This is a genomic window from Variovorax sp. PMC12, from assembly GCF_003019815.1.
Taxonomy (GTDB): domain Bacteria; phylum Pseudomonadota; class Gammaproteobacteria; order Burkholderiales; family Burkholderiaceae_C; genus Variovorax.
Genome location: NZ_CP027773.1, coordinates 1,391,981 through 1,408,070 on the forward strand (window position 1 = coordinate 1,391,981; position 16,090 = coordinate 1,408,070).

Genomic DNA, 16,090 nt, shown 5'->3' on the forward strand with positions numbered 1-16,090 from the left:
CGCCATGACCCGAGGCCGCATGCAGTTCCGCCACGGTGCGCGCGACGAGCCGGAGATCAACCTGATCCCGTTCATCGACGTGCTGCTGGTGATCCTGATCTTCCTGATGCTGTCGACCACGTACAGCAAGTTCACCGAAATGCAGCTTCGGCTGCCGACCGCGGATGTCGACGCGCAGCGCGACTATCCGAAGGAAGTGATCGTGGCGGTGTCGGCCGACGGCCGCTATTCGGTCAACAAGGCGCCCCTGGCCGACCGCAACGTCAATGCCGTGGCCGCCGCGCTCGCGGCCGCGGCCACCGGCGGCAAGGACAGTGTGGTGATCATCAGCGCCGACGCGACCAGCCCACACCAGGCCGTCGTCACGGTGATGGAGGCAGCGCGCCGCGCCGGCCTGATGCAGATCACCTTCGCAGCCCAGTCGACGGCGCAAGCCGGGCGCTGAGTGCCGTCCGAAGGCCGCAGCAGCACGCAGGCGCCCGCCGCCTCGCGACTGCAGGAAGCGTGGCTGCGCCGCGGCCTGCTGGCCTGCCTGCTGTGGCCGCTGTCGCTGCTCTATGCAGCTCTCTTCGCCGTTCGGGGATGGCTCTATCGGCTCGGGTGGCTTAGGTCGGAGCGCGTGCCCGTGCCGGTGATCGTCGTCGGCAACGTGATCGCGGGCGGCGCCGGCAAGACGCCCGTGGTGATGGCGGTGGTGCGCCATCTGCGCGCGCGCGGCATCCAGGTGGGCGTGGTGTCCCGTGGCTACGGCCGGCGCACCGACGATTGCCGTGAAGCGACGGCCGACAGCGATCCCCGCGACGTCGGCGACGAGCCCGCCCTGATTCACCACGCCACGAAGGCCCCCGTGTTCGTCGCGCGCAGGCGCATCGAGGCGGCCCGTGCGCTGCTGGAGCGGCATCCCGGCACGCAAGTCATCGTCAGCGACGACGGGCTGCAACACCTGGCGCTCGGCCGTGACATCGAGATCTGCGTGTTCGACGACCGCGGCATCGGCAACGGCTGGCGCCTGCCGGCGGGCCCCCTGCGCGAGGCCTGGCCACGCCGCTGCGACCTGGTGCTGCACAGCGGCGAGCGCCCCGCATTCGCAGGCGGCTACACCGCCACGCGGCGCCTTGCGGACTACGCCCTCACGAGCGAAGGGCAGCGCGTGCCGTTGCGCACGCTGGCAGGCAAACCGGTGACCGCGCTCGCGGCCATCGCGCGCCCGGAGGCCTTCTTCGCCATGCTCCGGGGCCGTGGCCTCGCGCTCGCCAAAACCATCGCGCTGCCCGACCACTACGACTTCGACGCCTGGCAACACCCGGCCGATGCGGGCGGCCCTCTCGTCTGCACCGAAAAAGACGCGGTCAAGCTGTGGCAAAAGGCACCCGGCGCGCTGGCGGTGCCCCTGCTCTTCGCACCCGCTCCGGAATTCTTCACCGCGCTCGACGCAAAGCTATCATCGCTCGATGGATACCAAGCTGCTTGAACTGCTCGTCTGCCCCGTCACCAAGGGTCCGTTGACCTGGAACCCCGAAAAGCAGGAGCTCTGCTCGCGCAGCGCGCGCCTGGCCTACCCGGTGCGCGACGGCATTCCCGTGCTGCTGGAAAACGAGGCACGCACGCTTTCCGACGAAGAGCTCGGGCTGTGAGCTTCACGGTCCTGGTGCCGGCGCGCCTGGCGTCGACAAGGCTCCCCAACAAGCCCCTGGCCGACATCGCCGGAGTGCCGATGGTGGTGCACGTGGCCCGGCGTGCCAGCGAGTCCGGTGCCGTGCGCGTGGTGGTGGCCGGCGACGACGTCTCGATCATCGATGCCTGCAAGGCGCACGGTGTCGAGGCGATCCTGACCCGCCAGGACCACCCCAGCGGCACCGACCGGCTGGCCGAGGCCTGCGAGCAGCTCGGCCTCGATGGCGACGACATCGTCGTCAACGTGCAGGGCGACGAGCCCTTGATCGACCCCGCGCTGATCGATGCCGTGGCTTCCACGCTGGCCACCCATGCGGAGGCCGCCATGAGCACCGCGGCCCACGAGATCGATTCGCCGGCCGACTTCATGAATCCGAACGTGGTGAAGGCCGTGCTCGATGCACAGGGCAACGCCATGTACTTCAGCCGTGCGCCCATCCCCTGGTGGCGCGACGGTTCCGCCAACGGCGCCGCGCCAACGGTGCTGCCCACGCCAGCCCCGCTGCGCCACATCGGCATCTACGGCTACCGCGCGGGCTTCGTACGCAAGTTCCCGTCGCTGCCGCCCTCGCCCGTCGAGGCGACCGAGGCGCTCGAGCAGTTGCGGGCGCTGTGGCACGGACACCGCATCGCCGTCCACGTGAGCCACGTGGCGCCCGGCCCGGGCATCGACACGCCCGAAGACCTGGCGCGCGTGCGCGCGGTCTTCGCCGCCGGCCCGACGGCCTGAGGAGCTCGACGTGCCTGTCGGGGCAGCGACAAATCCCGGGGAGCACGCGTGCTATCCTCGAAGCAACTCCGCCCTGCCCAAAGCCCCTGAAGCCGACGCCTGGCGCGACACAAAATCTAAGAACCGTCCGAGGACACCATGAGACTAATTTTGCTGGGCGCGCCCGGGGCGGGCAAAGGCACGCAAGCGGCCTTCATTTGCCAGAAGTACAGCATCCCCCAAATCTCGACCGGCGACATGCTGCGCGCCGCCGTCAAGGCCGGCACGCCGCTCGGGCTGCAGGCCAAGGCCGTCATGGATGCGGGTGCACTGGTCAGCGACGACCTGATCATCAATCTCGTGAAGGAACGCATCGCCCAGGCCGATTGCGCCAGCGGCTTCCTGTTCGACGGCTTCCCCCGCACCATTCCGCAAGCCGACGCCATGAAGGCGGCGGGCGTCAAGCTCGACTACGTGCTCGAGATCGACGTGCCCTTCGGCGACATCATCGAGCGCATGAGCGGCCGCCGCTCGCACCCGGCTTCGGGCCGCACCTACCACGTCAAGTTCAACCCGCCCAAGGTGGAAGGCAAGGACGACGTCACCGGCGAAGACCTGATCCAGCGCGAGGACGACAAGGAAGAAACCGTGCGCAAGCGGCTCGACGTGTACAGCCAGCAGACGCGTCCGCTGGTCGACTACTACTCGGCCTGGGCCAAGACCGACCCGGCCGCCGCGCCGAAGTACCGCGCCATCAAGGGCGTGGGCACGGTCGATGAAATCACCCAGCGCGCACTCGCAGCGCTGAGCAGCTGATTGCCGGCCGCCCTCCGTCAGGGCGGCCACCACCTCACCCGAGCAACTCGAGCATCAGCGCGATGCGCGCCTTCACCGGCGTGAGCGTGCCCGCATCCCTCAGGCGGTCATCGGCTTTCGGCAGGATGCGACCGTTCATGCAGCGCGTCGCGCGAACCACCGCCACGCCCGCCTCCTGCGCCTTCAGCGCAGCCGCTTCGAGCGCGTGATGCAGCGTGCCGTTGCCGGTGGCGGCCAGCACCAGTCCACGGACCGGTTCGGCGTTGCCGGGCTGCAGCAGCGCCTCGACGACCGCACCGCTCGCGCCGGCATGGCTCATGACGATCTCCACGCGAGGCCACTGGACGGCGGCCGCCTCGAAGATCTTCGAAGCCGGCAGCGCCCCGCCCTCGGGCCAGGCCCTCACGCGGCGCACTTCACCTTCTTCCACATAGCCAACCACGCCTGCATCGCCTGATGCGAAGGCATCGAGCCGATAGGTGTGCACTTTCTGCACGTCGGCGCCACTGTGGATGGCGCCGGCGCACACCACTATTACCCCTTTCGCACCCGCTGCCAGAGCCACGCCGATGGCATCGCGCACGTTCTGCGGACCATCGGGCGACAGCGCGCTCGCCGGGCGCATGGCGCAGGTCAGCACCACAGGCTTCGCGCACGCCAGTACGGAATGCAGGAAGAAGGCCGTCTCCTCCAGCGTGTCGGTACCGTGCGTGATCACCACGCCCGCCACGTCGGGCTCGGCCAGCCAGTGCGCGCAGCGCTGCGCGAGCTTTTGCCAGGTCTCGAGGGACATGTCTTTGCTGTCCAGTTGCGCGACCTGCTCCGCCACCAGCGTCACGCCCCGGGGCGCCTCGATCCCGCCCAGAAGGTCCACTACGCCTACCTGCCCGGCCGTGTAGCCGATGTTGTCGCCGCTGCTGGCGGCCTTGCCGGCAATGGTGCCGCCGGTGCCCAGCACGACCACGCGGCGCAGTTCAGGCGAGGGGAAATCAGGCATGTCTTGTCAACTTTTTAAAACTGGTTAAAAATACAGGTACTGGATATCTAGCCAGTGCCGCAAGGAACCACATATGCAGTTCGCCGTGAAGCTTACAGCCCGCCAGCAGCAGATCCTGGACTTGATCCAGAGCGCCATCGCCCGAACCGGCGCGCCACCCACGCGCGCCGAAATCGCCAATGAACTCGGGTTCAAGTCGGCCAACGCGGCCGAAGAGCACCTGCAGGCATTGGCCCGCAAGGGTGTCATCGAACTCGTCAGCGGCACTTCGCGAGGCATCCGCCTCAAGGGCGACGCCCTGCGCTCGCTGAACGAAACGCGCCACCGCGAAGGCGGCCAGTTCTCGCTCTCGCTGCCCGGCATGGCGCAACTGGCGCTGCCGCTCATCGGCCGCGTCGCCGCGGGCTCGCCCATCCTGGCGCAGGAGCACGTCGACCAGACCTACTACGTCGAGAACACACTGTTCCAGCGCCAGCCCGACTACCTGCTCAAGGTGCGCGGCATGTCCATGCGCGACGCCGGCATCATGGACGGCGACCTGCTCGCCGTGCAGGCCACCAAGGAAGCGCGCAACGGGCAGATCGTGGTGGCGCGCCTGGGCGACGAGGTCACCGTCAAGCGCCTGAAACGCAACAAGCAGGTCATCGAGCTGCACGCCGAGAACCCCGACTACCCGACCATCATCGTCCAGCCCGGCGAGCCCTTCGAGATCGAAGGCCTCGCCGTGGGCCTCATCCGCAACACCATGCTGATGTAGGCCTGCTGGCAGCAGCACTCACCCGGCCGCGACAGGTGGCGGGCGTATGGCGCGAAGTCGCCATCACCCTGTCGCGGCCGATTCAAGAAATCCTGCCTGTGTTCAACCTCATACTTTTTTGGAGTTCACATGGGAATCGCCCTCCTCGCCATCGCTGATTTCTGGATGCCGCTGCAATCGCTCGCCAACCGTTTGATTCAGGCACGCCGCCCCCATCGCCACACCCCGCTCGACCACAGCGAGAGTTCCGCCGGCCTGCGCTATGTCGCGGTGCGACCGTCTTGCGGCGCGACGCCACCGGCGGCCGCAGCCACCGCACCGGCGCGCCCGTTGCGCGTGGTGCGTGTGGTCGACGGAAAGGGCCAGCAGCGCAGCAACCGTGTCGTGATCTCCGGCCGCATGGACGACGTGTGCGCGGAGCTCGACCGTCTGGCGGCCCTCGAAGCGGCCGAAGCCATGGTCACCGCGCCCCGCTCCACACGCCTGCACTGAGGCGCGGCCCCCTGGGAGAGCCCGTCGGCAGTGGGTATCCAAACGTTCGGGGGTGCGACATCCCAATGCTGCGAGGCACAATGGCACGCCATGAATATTGTGATCCTCGACGACTATCAGGACGCCGTGCGCAAATTGCGCTGCGCCGCCAAGCTGGACGCGTACGCAGCCAAGGTCTACACCAACACGGTCAAGGGCATCGGGCAACTCTCGGTTCGCCTCAAGGACGCCGACGTGATCGTGCTGATTCGCGAGCGCACACAGATCTCCCGGCAGCTCATCGAGAAGCTGCCCAAGCTCAAGCTCATTTCGCAAACGGGTCGCGTCGCAGGCCACATCGACGTGGCGGCCTGCACCGAGCGCGGCATCGCCGTGGCGGAAGGCTCCGGCTCCCCCCAGGCACCTGCCGAGCTCACCTGGGCGCTCATCATGGCCGCCATGCGCCGGCTGCCGCAATACATCAGCAACCTCAAGCACGGGGCGTGGCAGCAATCGGGCCTCAAGTCGGCCTCGATGCCGCCCAATTTCGGGCTGGGCTCGGTGCTCAAGGGCAAGACGCTCTGCATCTGGGGCTACGGCCGCATCGGCCAGCTGGTCGCGCGCTACGGGCAAGCCTTCGGCATGCAGGTCGTGATCTGGGGGCGTGAAGCCAGCTGCGCCAAGGCCCGCTCCGACGGCTTCCAGGTGGCGCAGAACCGCCAGGAGTTCTTCGCGGCCGCCGACGTGCTGTCGGTCCACCTGCGGCTCAATGACGAAACCAACGGTCTCATCACGCTCGAGGATCTCTCGCGCATGAAGCCGACGGCGCTGTTCGTCAACACCTCGCGTGCCGAGCTGGTCGAGGCCGACGCGCTGCTCGCGGCGCTCAACCGTGGCCGCCCCGGGCTGGCCGCCATCGACGTCTTCGAGAGCGAGCCGCCGCTGCAGGGCCACGCGCTGCTGCGGCTGGAGAACTGCATCTGCACCCCGCACATCGGCTATGTCGAGCAGGAGAGCTACGAGAGCTACTTCGGCCAGGCCTTCGACAACGTCGTGAGCTACATCAACGGCAATCCCACGAACATCGTGAATCCCGGCGCGCTGCAGGTTCGCCGGTGAGCCGGCCCGCGCCCAAGGGTGCGCTCTGGGCGCTGCTGGTCGGCAACTTCGTGATCGGCACGGGCGTGATGGTCGTGCCCGGCACGCTCAATGAAATCAGCGCTTCGCTGGCCATTTCGGTCGCCACCGCGGGCCAGTTGATCACCGCCGCGGCGGCGGTGATGTGCATCGGCGCGCCGCTGCTGGCCGCCGCCGTCGCGGGGTGGGACCGCCGCCAGCTGCTCGCGCTCACCCTGCTCTGGTATGCGGCGGGCCACGCTCTCGCGGCGCTCATGCCGAGCTTCGGCGCGCTGCTGCCGGTACGCATGCTCACGGTGATCGCGCCGGCCATCTTCACGCCCCAGGCCGCAGCCTGCGCCGGCCTGCTGGTACCGCCCGAGCAGCGCGGGCGCGCCGTCACCTTCGTGTTCCTGGGCTGGTCGATGGCCTCGGTGCTGGGACTGCCCATCGGCGCGCTGATCGGCGGGCACCTGGGCTGGCGCATGGCCTTCGTGGCGGTTGCGCTGCTCAGCGTCGTGAGCGCGGCATCGATCTGGCTCACCCTGCCCGCCGGCATTCGCCCGGCGGCACTCACCGCCGCCGCCTGGTCGCGCGTGCTGCGCAGTCCGGTGCTGATGGGCATCGTGGCGGTGACGGCGCTGCAGGGCGCCGGGCAGTTCGTGCTGTTCAGCTATTTCGGCCCCATCCTCAAGCAGAGCTTCGGCGCGGACGCCACCACGCTGAGCGTGATGTGGGCCCTGTTCGGCGCCTGCGGGCTCATCGGCAACATGGTGGTCAGCCGCTTCATCGACCGCGTCGGGGCCGGGCGCATGGTGCTGGTCACTACCTCGCTGATCGCGCTGAGTCTGCTCTTGTGGCCGACCGCTTCCACGCTCGCCTGGCTGGCCGTGCTGCTGGTGCCCTGGGGGTTGGGCTGCTTCGCCACCAATTCGGCCCAGCAGGCCCGCCTGGTGGGCCTGGCGCCGGCCCTCGCGCCGGGCTCGGTGGCGCTCAACAGCTCCGGCATCTATACAGGCCAGGCCGTGGGCGCTGCGCTCGGCGGCTGGCTGCTGGCGCACGACGCGGCGGCCTGGATGAGCTGGGTCGGTTTCGGCGTCATGCTGGTGGCCATCTCGCTCAGCACCGCCATCGACCGCAGCCGCCGCCCGGCCTGAAATCGCGCCCCCGCGTAAAACCCGTCACGCCCCGCCCGCGCGCAACTGCAAAATCGCAGGTGACGACAGCGCTTGCGTCGACGCCTGCGCGGCAGGCCGGATACCCCTCAACCAGCGAAAATCTTCAGCAAATGACAGTGAACTACACCCGAATCGGCGTCATAGGCGCCGGCGCCATGGGTCGCGGCATCGCGCAGATCGCCGCCCAGGCGGGCAGCGAAGTGCTGCTGCTCGACAGCTTCGCGGGCGCCGCGGAGCGCGGCCGCGAAGCCCTCGCCGCCCAATGGAACAAGCTGCACGAAAAAGGCAAGATCGACGCCGCCGCGCGCGATGCGTACATCGCCCGCGTCAAGGCGGTCGATTCGATCCAGGCGCTCGCCGGCTGCGACCTGGTGGTCGAGGCCGTGGTCGAAGACCTGGAAGTCAAGCGCAAGCTGTTCCGCGAACTCGAAGGCGTGGTGGCCGAGAGCGCCACGCTGGTCACCAACACCTCGTCGCTGTCGGTGACGGCCATTGCGGCCGGGCTCGCCCGCCCCGAGCGCGTTGCGGGCTTCCACTTCTTCAACCCCGTGCCGCTCATGAAGGTGGTCGAGGTGGTGGCCGGCTTCAAGACCGCCCCCGAGGTCTGCGCGCAGCTGGCAGGCTACGCCAGGCAGATGGGCCACAGCGCCGTGCAGGCGCAGGACACCCCCGGCTTCATCGTCAACCACGCGGGCCGCGGCTACGGCACCGAGGCGCTGCGCATCGTCAGCGAAGGCGTGGCCGATTTCGCCACCATCGACCGCATCCTCAAGGACCAGGCGGGCTTTCGCCTCGGCCCGTTCGAGCTGCTCGACCTGACGGCGCTCGACGTGTCGCACCCGGTGATGGAGTCGATCTACCACCAGTACTTCGAGGAACCCCGCTTCCGCCCGAGCGTGATCACCGCGCAGCGCCTGGCCGCCGGCGCGCTGGGCCGCAAGACGGGCGAAGGCTTCTACCGCTACGCCGACGGCGTGATGCAGCAGGCGCCCGAGGCCCCCGCGCCCGTGGTCGACGGCACGCCGTCGGTGTGGGTGTCGCCGCGCGCGGCGCGCCGCGCCGAACTCCTGCGCCTGGTGAACACGCTGGGCGCGCAGATCGACAGCGGCGCCGCGCCCGCGCCGCATTCGCTGATCCTGGTGGCACCGCTGGGCTTCGACGTGACCACGGTCGCCGCCGTCGAGCGCCTGGACGCCACGCGCACCATCGGCATCGACATGCTGATCGACGACGCCGCCACCAAGCGCCGCGTGCTCGCCACCAATCCGGCCACGCGCCGCGACATCCGCGACGCCGCGCACGCCCTCTTCGCGCGCGACGGCAAGGCGGTAAGCGTGATCCGCGACAGCGGCGGCTTCGTCACGCAGCGCGTGATCGGCACCATCGTCAACATCGCAGCCGACATGTGCCAGCAGCGCGTGTGCACGCCGGCCGACCTCGAGACCGCGGTGCAGCTGGGCCTGGGCTACCCGCGCGGCCCGCTGGCCATGGGCAACCTCTACGGCCCGACCAACATGCTCGAGGTGCTGTTCAACCTGCAGACGGTGTATGGCGATCCGCGCTATCGCCCGAGCCCGTGGCTGCGCCGCCGCGGCGCGCTGGGCCTGAGCCTGCTGCACGAAGAAGAATAAGCAGGCAGACCATGACCGCCGAACTCAAGAGCACCAGCGAAGGCAGCACCATGGTGCTGACCATCTCCAACCCGACCCAGCGCAATGCGCTGGGCCCCGAGATCTACGCCGCCGGCATCGAGGCGCTCAACGGCGCCGAGGGCAGCGCGGAGATCCGCAGCGTCGTCATCGTGGGCGAAGGCGAATGGTTCTGTGCCGGCGGCTCGCTGCAGCGGCTGCTGGCCAACCGCCAACTCGACCGCTCGGTGCAGGCCGAGAGCATCGAGGGGCTGCACAACTGGATCGACTCGATCCGCACCTTCCCCAAGCCGATCATCGCGGCGGTCGAGGGTGCCGCCGCCGGCGCCGGCTTCTCGCTGGCGCTGGCCTGCGATTTCGTGGTGGCGGCGCGCGACGCCATCTTCGCGGCCTCCTACAGCAACGTGGCGCTGTCGCCCGACGGCGGCCTGAGCTGGCACCTGGGCCAGCAGCTGCCGCGCCAGCTGGCGAGCGAATGGCTCATGAACGGCGAGCGCATCGGCGCGCCGCGCCTGCATGCGCTGGGCATGGTGAACGAGCTGACCGAGAACGGCCAGGCGCTGGCCGGCGCGCTGGCGCTGGCGGGCAAGCTCAATACCCGGGCGCCCAACTCGCTGGCCAGCATCAAGGAACTGCTGAGCGACGCGCGCGGCGCCACGCTGGCTTCGCAGCTCTCGCAGGAGCGCGACCACTTCGTGCGCAACCTGCACCATCCGAACGCGGGCATCGGCATTGCCGCGTTCCTCGAGAAGAAGCCGCCGCAGTACGAGTGACCGCGCGCCGCGTCGCTCCCGTGACACCCATCAGCTTTTCAGTCGCCGAGAGGACAGACCAATGGACGACCCCATTCTTACCATCGAAGAACGTGAAGCGATCAACAGTGGTCGCTGGTTTTCTTCCCTATCTCCATCGCTACGGCACGACATCCTCCGATGTGCTTTCGTCAAACGCTACAAGGACGGCGACCTGATCGCCGCCCGCGGCGACCCGCCCGATCACTGGATCGCCTGCGCCAAGGGCGCGGTGCGCGTCAGCTCGACGGCGGTCTCCGGCAAGCAGGTGACGCTGACCTACGTGGAGCCGGGCATCTGGTTCGGCGACGTGGCGATGTTCGACGGGGACCGGCGCACGCACGACACCTACTCGCACGGCGACAGCACCATTCTTTGCGTGGCGCGCGCCGATTTCCAGAAGATCCTGGCGTCGCACGTGGAGCTGTACGAAGCGCTGATGCGGCTGCAGGCGCGCCGCATCCGCACGCTGTTCGGGCTGGTGGAAGACCTCAACACCCTGCCCCTGCGGGCGCGGCTGGCCAAGCAGCTCATCCACCTGGTGCGCAGCTACGGCGTGCCCAACCTGGACGACGGCAGCCAGATGCGCATCGGCCTGCAGCTGGCGCAGGAAGAACTGGCGCAGCTGCTGGGCGCATCGCGCCAGCGGGTCAACCAGGAACTCAAGACGATGGAGCGCGAGGGCACCATCCGGATCGAGCCGGGCGGCCTGGTCGTGCTGGATCGCGCGGCCTTGATGCGCGTCTCGGAAGCTGAAAGCTAGAACAAAGACAAACCGACATGAGCCAGCAGGATTTCTCCAACTTCATCGGCACCCGCGCCGTCTCGCAACAGCACGCCTTCGACGTCGATGCGCTCTCCGCCTGGCTCGAGAAGAACCTCGACGGGTTCAAGGGCCCGCTGACGGTGGAGATGTTCAAGGGCGGCCAGTCGAACCCCACCTACAAGCTGGTCACGCCTTCGCAGAGCTACGTGATGCGCGCCAAGCCGGGCCCGGTCGCCAAGCTGCTGCCCTCGGCCCATGCGGTGGAGCGCGAGTTCAAGGTCATGAGCGGCCTGGCCGGCACCGACGTGCCGGTGCCGCGCATGTACTGCCTGTGCGAAGACGAAGCAATCATCGGCCGCGCCTTCTACGTGATGGAGTTCATGCAGGGCCGCGTGCTGTGGGACCAGTCGCTGCCCGGCATGAGCAATGCCGAGCGCGCGGCCCATTACGACGAGATGAACCGAGTGATCTCGGCGCTGCACACGGTGAAGTTCGCCGAGCGCGGGCTGGCCGACTACGGCAAGCCCGGCAACTATTTCGAGCGCCAGATCGGCCGCTGGAGCAAGCAGTACAAGGCCTCGACCGACGGTGCCGGCGAGCTCTCGCAGCCCATCGAGGCCATGGAGCGGCTGATCGACTGGCTGCCCGCCCACATGCCGGCGAGCGCTCGCGACGAAAGCAAGGTGTCGATCGTCCACGGCGACTACCGCCTGGACAACGTGATGTTCCATGCCACCGAGCCGCGCATCATCGCGGTGCTCGACTGGGAGCTTTCCACGCTGGGCCATCCGCTGGCCGATTTCAGCTACCACTGCATGTCGTGGCACATGCCACCGAGCACGGGCCGCGGCATCGGCGGCGTGGATGTCGCCTCGCTGGGCATTCCCACCGAGAGCGAATACATCCGCCGTTATTGCGAACGCACACGCATCAGCACCCCGGAGGCGCTGGCGCCCGACTGGAACTTCTACCAGGCCTACAACCTGTTCCGCATGGCCGCGATCCTGCAAGGCATTGCCAAGCGGGTCGAGGCCGGCACCGCATCGAGCGAACAAGCCGTGGCCTCGGCCCGCGGCGCGCGCCCCATGGCCGAAATGGCCTGGCAATTCGCCCAGAAGGCCTGACCGCCGCCCCCACACCCACCAGGAGACGAAGATGGATTTCGAATACTCGGCCAAGACCAAAGACCTGCAGAAACGCGTCAAGGCGTTCATGGACGAAAACATCTACCCGGCCGAAGCCGAGTACAGCGCCGAGCTGGCCGCCAACACGGCCGCGGGCAAGCGCTGGACGGCGCTGAAGACGGTCGAGAAGGTCAAGGAGAAGGCCAAGGCCCAGGGCCTGTGGAACCTGTTCCTGCCGGTCGACAGCGCTTCGGCCTCCGGTTACTCCGGCGCCGGCCTCACGAACCAGGAATACGCGCCGCTGGCCGAAATCATGGGCGCGGTGCCGTGGGCCAGCGAGGCCTTCAACTGCTCGGCGCCGGACACCGGCAACATGGAGACCATCGCGCGCTACGGCTCGGAAGAAATCAAGGCTCGCTGGCTCAAGCCGCTGCTCGAAGGCCAGATCCGCTCCGCTTTCGCCATGACCGAGCCCGACGTCGCATCGAGCGACGCCACCAACATTTCCACGCGCATCGAGCGCCAGGGCGACGAGTACGTCATCAACGGCCACAAGTGGTGGATTTCCGGTGCCGCCGACCCGCGCTGCGCCGTGTTCATCACCATGGGCAAGAGCGACCCCGACGCACCCCGCCATTCGCAGCAGAGCATGGTCGTGGTGCCGGCCGACGCCAAGGGCATCCGCATCGTGCGCCCGCTGAACGTGATGGGCTACGACGACGCGCCCCACGGCCACGTCGAGATGTACTTCGAGAACGTGCGCGTGCCCGTGGGCAACATCCTGCTGGGCGAAGGCCGCGGCTTCGAAATTGCCCAGGGCCGCCTCGGCCCGGGACGCATCCACCACTGCATGCGCCTGATCGGCCTGGCCGAGCGCGCGCTCGAGCTGATGTGCAAGCGCGCCTCGTCGCGCGTGGCCTTCGGCAAGACCGTCGCCTCGCAGACCGTGACGCAGGAACGCATCGCCGAAGCGCGCTGCAAGATCGACATGGCCCGCCTGCTCACGCTCAAGGCCGCATGGCTGATGGACGTGGCCGGCAACAAGGTCGCGAAGAACGAGATCGCGATGATCAAGGTGGTGGCGCCGAGCATGGCCTGCCAGGTGATCGACTGGGCCATGCAGGTGCACGGCGGCGGCGGCATGTGCGACGACTTCCCGCTGGCCTACGCCTACGCCGGTGCCCGCACGCTGCGCTTTGCCGACGGCCCGGACGAAGTGCACCGCAACGCGATCGCCAAGTGGGAACTGGGCAAGTACGCACCGAACAAGGCCGACGCCGAAATGCCGGTGACGCGCTTCTGAATCTGTCTCGCACCCTCTCCCTTGCGGGACAGGGTTGCGGCAAGGGCCGACGGCGATCGATTCGCCCCGGCCCTTTTTCTTTTCAGAGCTTCTTCTGCAGGAACACCGCGTGCCCGAACTCCGGGTCGAGCTGGTAGCTCGCGAAGCCCTCGCGCTCGTAGGTGCGCAGTGCCGGCTTGTTGTTCGACAGCACTTCGAGCGTGAGCTTGCAGGCGCCGCGCCTGCGCGCCTCCTGCTCGACCCGAGCGAACATCTTTTGCGCAACGCCCTGGCCGCGGTGGCTGGGCAGCACGACCACGTCGTGCACATTCACCAGCGGCTTGCAGGCGAAGGTCGAGAAGCCCTCCAGGCAGTTGACGAGGCCCACGGGCTGACCGCCCTCGAAAGCGAGCACGCTGAAGGCCTGCGGACGCGCCGCCAGGGCCGCCGGAAGGTTCTGGCGCACCGCAGGGTCGAGAGGCACGCCGCCGCCGGCCGGCTCGCTTGCATAGGCGTCCAGGAGATCCACCACGGCCGCGGCCTGGGCCGCGTCACGGTAGTCGGCAAGAAAGACCTCGATCTGCGTGCCCGCCGTCATCGCGCGGGTTCCAGCGTCGCAGCCAGGCGCTTGGCGCAGGATTCGGCCAGCTGCGCGTCGCGGGCTTCGACCATCACCCGCACCAGCGGCTCGGTGCCGCTCGCGCGGATCAGCACGCGGCCGGCATCTCCGAGTTCGGCCTCGATGCGTTCGGTTTCGGTGGCCAGCGCCTTGTTGTCCTTCCAGTTCTGGTCGGGGGCAATGCGCACGTTGATCAGCGTCTGCGGGAACAGCGTGACGCCGTCGAGCAACTGCGCCACGGTCTTGCCGCTGCGCACGCAGGCCTGCAGCACCTGCAGCGCACTGACGATGCCGTCGCCGGTGGTGTGGCGGTCCAGCGCCAGCAGATGGCCGGAGCCTTCGCCGCCCAGCAGCCAGCCGCGCTTGTCGAGTTCTTCGAGCACATAGCGGTCGCCGACCTTGGCCCGCACGAATTCGATGCCGAGCCCGCGCAGGGCGACCTCGACGGCCTTGTTGGTCATGAGCGTGCCGACCACGCCCACGGGCTTCTCGCCGCGCGCAATGCGCTCCGCCACCATCAGGTAGAGCAGTTCGTCGCCGTTGAACAGCCGCCCGCTCGCGTCGACCAGCTGCAGGCGGTCGGCGTCGCCGTCGAGCGCGATGCCGTAGTCGGCCTTCTGCGCCGTCACGGCGGCCACCAGCGCTTCGGGATGGGTGGCGCCGAAGCCCTTGTTGATGTTCAGGCCGTCGGGCGAGACACCGATGCTGCTCACCTCGGCGCCCAGTTCGTGGAACACGTTGGGCGCCACCTGGTAGGCAGCGCCGTGCGCCGCATCGACCACCAGCTTCATGTCGCGCAGCGTGAGGTCGTTGGCGAAGGTGCTCTTGCAGAACTCGATGTAGCGGCCGGGCGCGTCGTTGAGGCGGCGGGCCTTGCCGAGGTTCGCGGAATCGACCCACACCGGGTCTTCTTCCAGCGCGGCTTCGACCGCCAGCTCCCAGGCGTCGTCGAGCTTGGTGCCCTGCGCGCTGAAGAACTTGATGCCGTTGTCGGGGTAGGCGTTGTGGCTCGCGCTGATCACCACGCCCAGGCTTGCGCGCTGGGCGCGCGTGAGGTACGCCACGCCGGGCGTGGGCAGCGGGCCGAGCAGCACCACGTCGACGCCGGCCGAATTGAAGCCCGACTCGAGCGCCGATTCGAGCATGTAGCCGGAAATGCGGGTGTCCTTGCCGATCAGCACCGTCGGGCGGGCCTGGCTCTTGGCCTGGCTCTTCTTGAGCACTCGGCCCACGGCATGCGCCAGGCGCAGCACGAAGTCCGGGGTGATGGGCGCCTGGCCGACGGTGCCGCGAATGCCGTCGGTGCCGAAATATTTACGTGTCATGGTTGCTGTGTGCCTTGTTGTGTTTGTGTTGGCTCTTCCGCCCTCATGGCGCGCCATACGGAGATGGCTGCCACCGTGTCGCGCACGTCGTGCACGCGCACCACGGCTGCGCCGCGGTCCACCGCCAGCACCGCCGCGGCGACGCTGGGCATGATGCGCCCGCTTGCCGCTTCGATGCCCGTGACGGCACCGATCGACGATTTGCGCGACCAGCCCAGGAGCAGCGGCAGGCCGCCTTCGAGCAGCTCGCGCTGCCGCGCCAGCAGCGCGAAATTCTGCGCCACTGTCTTGCCGAAGCCCACGCCGGGGTCCAACGTGATGCGCGAAGAGTCGACCTTCAGCGCGCGCAGCAGTTGCACCTGCGCCTGCAGGAACGACAGCACTTCGGGGATCACGTCGCCGCTCATCGGCACGGCCTGCATCGTCTGCGGATCGCGGTGCATGTGCATCAGGCAGATGCCGCAGGACGGATGCGCCGCCACGGCCTCGCGCGCGCCGGGTTGGCGCAGCGCCCAGATGTCGTTGACGATGTCGGCGCCCAGGTCGAGCACTGCGCGCATGACCTCGGGTTTGTAGGTATCGATCGACAGCGGTACGTTGAGCTTGACGGCCTCGCGCACCACCGGCAGCACGCGCGCCAGTTCGGCGTCGAGCGGCACTGCCGGGCTGCCGGGGCGGGTCGATTCGCCGCCGATGTCGAGGATGTCGGCGCCCTCTTTCAGCAGCTGCTCGCAGTGCCTGAGCGCGGCGCTGGTGGACGCATGCGCGCCGCCGTCGGAAAAGGAATCGGGCGTGACGTTGACGATGCCCATCACG

Annotated in this window: 18 protein-coding genes; 14 read left to right on the forward strand and 4 right to left on the reverse strand. The window is 68.5% G+C overall.

The window, feature by feature from the left end:
- Positions 1 to 19 precede the first annotated feature (19 nt).
- The 5 genes from C4F17_RS06405 to adk all read left to right on the forward strand — a co-directional run bounded on the left by C4F17_RS06405 (position 20) and on the right by adk (position 3,199).
- Positions 20 to 445 carry an ExbD/TolR family protein gene (locus C4F17_RS06405; RefSeq protein ID WP_442805199.1) on the forward strand — a complete coding sequence of 142 codons (426 nt, stop codon included), beginning with the start codon at positions 20 to 22 and terminating at the stop codon, positions 443 to 445.
- Positions 446 to 1,471 (forward strand): tetraacyldisaccharide 4'-kinase, encoded by a 1,026-nt coding sequence (lpxK, locus tag C4F17_RS06410; RefSeq protein WP_106934676.1) that lies wholly within the window; start codon positions 446 to 448, stop codon positions 1,469 to 1,471.
- Positions 1,452 to 1,634 carry a Trm112 family protein gene (locus tag C4F17_RS06415; RefSeq protein ID WP_007836935.1) on the forward strand — a complete coding sequence of 61 codons (183 nt, stop codon included), beginning with the start codon at positions 1,452 to 1,454 and terminating at the stop codon, positions 1,632 to 1,634. The genes lpxK and C4F17_RS06415 overlap by 20 nt, the downstream gene beginning before the upstream one ends.
- Positions 1,631 to 2,404 carry a 3-deoxy-manno-octulosonate cytidylyltransferase gene (gene kdsB, locus C4F17_RS06420; RefSeq protein ID WP_106934677.1) on the forward strand — a complete coding sequence of 258 codons (774 nt, stop codon included), beginning with the start codon at positions 1,631 to 1,633 and terminating at the stop codon, positions 2,402 to 2,404. Before C4F17_RS06415 ends, kdsB begins: the two co-directional genes overlap by 4 nt.
- A 138-nt stretch (positions 2,405 to 2,542) precedes the next feature.
- On the forward strand, positions 2,543 to 3,199 hold the full coding sequence (gene adk / locus C4F17_RS06425) for an adenylate kinase (RefSeq protein WP_081270374.1): 657 nt from the start codon (positions 2,543 to 2,545) through the stop codon (positions 3,197 to 3,199).
- A 34-nt stretch (positions 3,200 to 3,233) separates the two neighbouring features.
- Here adk and C4F17_RS06430 read toward each other — a convergent pair whose 3' ends face one another.
- Entirely contained in the window at positions 3,234 to 4,196 is a 963-nt protein-coding gene (locus tag C4F17_RS06430; RefSeq protein ID WP_106934678.1) for an asparaginase, read from the reverse strand.
- Positions 4,197 to 4,269: 73 nt separating this feature from the next.
- On the opposite strand from C4F17_RS06430, the gene lexA reads away from it, so the two are divergent.
- The 9 genes from lexA to C4F17_RS06475 all read left to right on the forward strand — a co-directional run bounded on the left by lexA (position 4,270) and on the right by C4F17_RS06475 (position 13,351).
- A complete protein-coding gene (gene lexA / locus C4F17_RS06435) occupies positions 4,270 to 4,953 on the forward strand; it encodes a transcriptional repressor LexA (RefSeq protein ID WP_013541704.1) in 684 nt (227 codons plus the stop codon).
- A gap of 129 nt (positions 4,954 to 5,082) precedes the next feature.
- Positions 5,083 to 5,445, forward strand: a complete 363-nt coding sequence (locus tag C4F17_RS06440; protein WP_106934679.1) for a hypothetical protein — start codon at positions 5,083 to 5,085, stop codon at positions 5,443 to 5,445.
- Positions 5,446 to 5,535: 90 nt separating this feature from the next.
- Complete coding sequence (locus C4F17_RS06445) at positions 5,536 to 6,543, forward strand: D-2-hydroxyacid dehydrogenase family protein (protein ID WP_081270377.1); 1,008 nt, start codon at positions 5,536 to 5,538, stop codon at positions 6,541 to 6,543.
- Complete coding sequence (locus C4F17_RS06450; RefSeq protein WP_106934680.1) at positions 6,540 to 7,697, forward strand: MFS transporter; 1,158 nt, start codon at positions 6,540 to 6,542, stop codon at positions 7,695 to 7,697. The genes C4F17_RS06445 and C4F17_RS06450 overlap by 4 nt, the downstream gene beginning before the upstream one ends.
- Before the next feature lie 131 nt (positions 7,698 to 7,828).
- Positions 7,829 to 9,349, forward strand: coding sequence for a 3-hydroxyacyl-CoA dehydrogenase (locus tag C4F17_RS06455; RefSeq protein ID WP_106934681.1), 1,521 nt, complete (start codon positions 7,829 to 7,831; stop codon positions 9,347 to 9,349).
- A gap of 11 nt (positions 9,350 to 9,360) precedes the next feature.
- Positions 9,361 to 10,140, forward strand: a complete 780-nt coding sequence (locus C4F17_RS06460; RefSeq protein ID WP_081270380.1) for an oxepin-CoA hydrolase, alternative type — start codon at positions 9,361 to 9,363, stop codon at positions 10,138 to 10,140.
- 61 nt (positions 10,141 to 10,201) lie between these two features.
- Positions 10,202 to 10,921, forward strand: coding sequence for a Crp/Fnr family transcriptional regulator (locus tag C4F17_RS06465; protein WP_081270381.1), 720 nt, complete (start codon positions 10,202 to 10,204; stop codon positions 10,919 to 10,921).
- 17 nt (positions 10,922 to 10,938) lie between these two features.
- Positions 10,939 to 12,048, forward strand: coding sequence for a phosphotransferase (locus C4F17_RS06470; protein ID WP_081270382.1), 1,110 nt, complete (start codon positions 10,939 to 10,941; stop codon positions 12,046 to 12,048).
- A 31-nt stretch (positions 12,049 to 12,079) separates the two neighbouring features.
- The gene (locus C4F17_RS06475; RefSeq protein WP_081270383.1) at positions 12,080 to 13,351 is read left to right on the forward strand and encodes an acyl-CoA dehydrogenase family protein; all 1,272 of its coding nucleotides are present in this window, start codon (positions 12,080 to 12,082) and stop codon (positions 13,349 to 13,351) included.
- Positions 13,352 to 13,433: 82 nt separating this feature from the next.
- On the opposite strand, the gene C4F17_RS06480 is transcribed toward C4F17_RS06475, so the two are convergent.
- Genes C4F17_RS06480 through folP form a run of 3 tightly spaced genes read right to left on the reverse strand, consistent with a single transcriptional unit; the run spans position 13,434 to position 16,086 of the window.
- Complete coding sequence (locus C4F17_RS06480) at positions 13,434 to 13,928, reverse strand: GNAT family N-acetyltransferase (protein ID WP_106934682.1); 495 nt, start codon at positions 13,926 to 13,928, stop codon at positions 13,434 to 13,436.
- Positions 13,925 to 15,274: a phosphoglucosamine mutase gene (gene glmM, locus C4F17_RS06485; protein ID WP_106934683.1), complete on the reverse strand. Its 1,350-nt coding sequence runs from the start codon at positions 15,272 to 15,274 to the stop codon at positions 13,925 to 13,927. Before glmM ends, C4F17_RS06480 begins: the two co-directional genes overlap by 4 nt.
- Complete coding sequence (gene folP, locus C4F17_RS06490; protein WP_106937460.1) at positions 15,271 to 16,086, reverse strand: dihydropteroate synthase; 816 nt, start codon at positions 16,084 to 16,086, stop codon at positions 15,271 to 15,273. The genes glmM and folP overlap by 4 nt, the downstream gene beginning before the upstream one ends.
- Positions 16,087 to 16,090: the final 4 nt, after the last annotated feature.

Excerpts from the sequence above, each read along its gene's own strand:
- adk (WP_081270374.1), top strand. The coding sequence starts at position 2,543 with ATGAGACTAATTTTGCTGGGCGCGCCCGGGGCGGGCAAAGGCACGCAA.
- lexA (WP_013541704.1), top strand. The coding sequence starts at position 4,270 with ATGCAGTTCGCCGTGAAGCTTACAGCCCGCCAGCAGCAGATCCTGGAC.
- C4F17_RS06405 (WP_442805199.1), top strand. The coding sequence starts at position 20 with ATGCAGTTCCGCCACGGTGCGCGCGACGAGCCGGAGATCAACCTGATC.
- C4F17_RS06470 (WP_081270382.1), top strand. The coding sequence starts at position 10,939 with ATGAGCCAGCAGGATTTCTCCAACTTCATCGGCACCCGCGCCGTCTCG.
- C4F17_RS06440 (WP_106934679.1), top strand. The coding sequence starts at position 5,083 with ATGGGAATCGCCCTCCTCGCCATCGCTGATTTCTGGATGCCGCTGCAA.
- C4F17_RS06455 (WP_106934681.1), top strand. The coding sequence starts at position 7,829 with ATGACAGTGAACTACACCCGAATCGGCGTCATAGGCGCCGGCGCCATG.
- C4F17_RS06415 (WP_007836935.1), top strand. The coding sequence starts at position 1,452 with ATGGATACCAAGCTGCTTGAACTGCTCGTCTGCCCCGTCACCAAGGGT.
- C4F17_RS06445 (WP_081270377.1), top strand. The coding sequence starts at position 5,536 with ATGAATATTGTGATCCTCGACGACTATCAGGACGCCGTGCGCAAATTG.
- C4F17_RS06475 (WP_081270383.1), top strand. The coding sequence starts at position 12,080 with ATGGATTTCGAATACTCGGCCAAGACCAAAGACCTGCAGAAACGCGTC.
- C4F17_RS06430 (WP_106934678.1), bottom strand. The coding sequence starts at position 4,196 with ATGCCTGATTTCCCCTCGCCTGAACTGCGCCGCGTGGTCGTGCTGGGC.
- C4F17_RS06465 (WP_081270381.1), top strand. The coding sequence starts at position 10,202 with ATGGACGACCCCATTCTTACCATCGAAGAACGTGAAGCGATCAACAGT.
- C4F17_RS06460 (WP_081270380.1), top strand. The coding sequence starts at position 9,361 with ATGACCGCCGAACTCAAGAGCACCAGCGAAGGCAGCACCATGGTGCTG.
- C4F17_RS06480 (WP_106934682.1), bottom strand. The coding sequence starts at position 13,928 with ATGACGGCGGGCACGCAGATCGAGGTCTTTCTTGCCGACTACCGTGAC.
- folP (WP_106937460.1), bottom strand. The coding sequence starts at position 16,086 with ATGGGCATCGTCAACGTCACGCCCGATTCCTTTTCCGACGGCGGCGCG.
- glmM (WP_106934683.1), bottom strand. The coding sequence starts at position 15,274 with ATGACACGTAAATATTTCGGCACCGACGGCATTCGCGGCACCGTCGGC.